General features: G+C 51.5%; 9 tRNA genes and 2 rRNA genes. All 11 read right to left on the bottom strand.

Annotated features, from left to right (window positions below):
- Positions 1–398 (bottom strand): 16S ribosomal RNA (locus D5S18_RS35505); the annotation flags it as partial.
- 156 nt (positions 399–554) lie between these two features.
- Positions 555–630 (bottom strand) — tRNA-Ala (locus D5S18_RS32385).
- Positions 631–636: 6 nt separating this feature from the next.
- A tRNA-Pro gene (locus D5S18_RS32380) sits at positions 637–713 on the bottom strand.
- Positions 714–723: 10 nt separating this feature from the next.
- Positions 724–800 (bottom strand) — tRNA-Arg (locus tag D5S18_RS32375).
- 9 nt (positions 801–809) lie between these two features.
- Positions 810–895: transfer RNA gene (locus D5S18_RS32370), tRNA-Leu, on the bottom strand.
- Positions 896–904: 9 nt separating this feature from the next.
- Positions 905–979 (bottom strand) — tRNA-Gly (locus D5S18_RS32365).
- Positions 980–995: 16 nt separating this feature from the next.
- Positions 996–1078, bottom strand: a tRNA-Leu gene (locus D5S18_RS32360).
- Positions 1079–1084: 6 nt separating this feature from the next.
- Positions 1085–1160: transfer RNA gene (locus D5S18_RS32355), tRNA-Lys, on the bottom strand.
- A gap of 35 nt (positions 1161–1195) precedes the next feature.
- Positions 1196–1271: transfer RNA gene (locus D5S18_RS32350), tRNA-Thr, on the bottom strand.
- A 21-nt stretch (positions 1272–1292) separates the two neighbouring features.
- Positions 1293–1368: transfer RNA gene (locus D5S18_RS32345), tRNA-Val, on the bottom strand.
- A 20-nt stretch (positions 1369–1388) separates the two neighbouring features.
- Positions 1389–1504 (bottom strand): 5S ribosomal RNA (rrf, locus tag D5S18_RS32340).
- Positions 1505–1515: the final 11 nt, after the last annotated feature.

The raw sequence follows: 1515 nt of genomic DNA, 5'->3' as shown, positions 1-1515 counted from the left end.
GGCCGGGCGCTCGTCCATTGCGGAAGATTCCCTACTGCTGCCTCCCGTAGGAGTCTGGGCCGTGTCTCAGTCCCAGTGTGGCCGATCACCCTCTCAGGTCGGCTACGCATCGTCGCCTTGGTGAGCCGTTACCTCACCAACTAGCTAATGCGCCGCGGGTCCATCTGTAAGTGGTAGCTAAAAGCCACCTTTTATGATTGAACCATGCGGTTCAATCAAGCATCCGGTATTAGCCCCGGTTTCCCGGAGTTATCCCAGTCTTACAGGCAGGTTACCCACGTGTTACTCACCCGTCCGCCGCTGACCTAAGGGAGCAAGCTCCCGTCGGTCCGCTCGACTTGCATGTATTAGGCACGCCGCCAGCGTTCGTCCTGAGCCAGGATCAAACTCTCCATGAAGTTTGATAATGACTACGCACACTTACATGTGCGATTTATTTAATGAATTAACAGGTACGTTTTGTCTTGTTTAGTTTTCAAAGATCATTATTAAAGCAACTCTATTATTATATCTCTCTTGATATAAATAGTCAAGTGCTTTTTTTCAAAAATAAATGGTGGAGCCTAGCGGGATCGAACCGCTGACCTCCTGCGTGCAAAGCAGGCGCTCTCCCAGCTGAGCTAAGGCCCCGAATAATGGTCGGGAAGACAGGATTCGAACCTGCGACCCCATGGTCCCAAACCATGTGCTCTACCAAGCTGAGCTACTTCCCGTTATATATAATGGCGCGCCCGAGAGGAGTCGAACCCCTAACCTTTTGATCCGTAGTCAAACGCTCTATCCAATTGAGCTACGGGCGCATATATCAATGCCGAGGGCCGGACTTGAACCGGCACGGTAGTCACCTACCGCAGGATTTTAAGTCCTGTGTGTCTGCCAATTCCACCACCCCGGCGTGGATGGTTGGAGCGGAAGACGGGATTCGAACCCGCGACCCCCACCTTGGCAAGGTGGTGTTCTACCACTGAACTACTTCCGCAGATCTTTTTTTATAATGCGGGTGAAGGGACTCGAACCCCCACGCCGTAAAGACACTAGATCCTAAGTCTAGCGCGTCTGCCAATTCCGCCACACCCGCATAAAATGGTGAGCCATGAAGGACTCGAACCTTCGACCCTCTGATTAAAAGTCAGATGCTCTACCAACTGAGCTAATGGCTCTTTAAAAGAGACTTAAACATTATATCATAAAAAAGTGGTGCCGGCAAGAGGACTTGAACCCCCAACCTACTGATTACAAGTCAGTTGCTCTACCAATTGAGCTACACCGGCTTTATCAACAAAATATTATAATGGTGGAGGATGACGGGATCGAACCGCCGACCCTCTGCTTGTAAGGCAGATGCTCTCCCAGCTGAGCTAATCCTCCGTTTGCACTTGCGTGCAACAGCTTGGCGGCGTCCTACTCTCACAGGGGGAAGCCCCCAACTACCATCGGCGCTGAAGAGCTTAACTTCCGTGTTCGGCATGGGAACGGGTGTGACCTCTTCGCTATCGCCACCAAACTATGCCTTCA

Origin of the sequence: Nocardia panacis (genome assembly GCF_003598715.1) — a bacterium.
Taxonomy (GTDB): domain Bacteria; phylum Actinomycetota; class Actinomycetes; order Mycobacteriales; family Mycobacteriaceae; genus Nocardia; species Nocardia panacis.
This window is presented reverse-complemented; position numbering and strand designations above follow the sequence as displayed.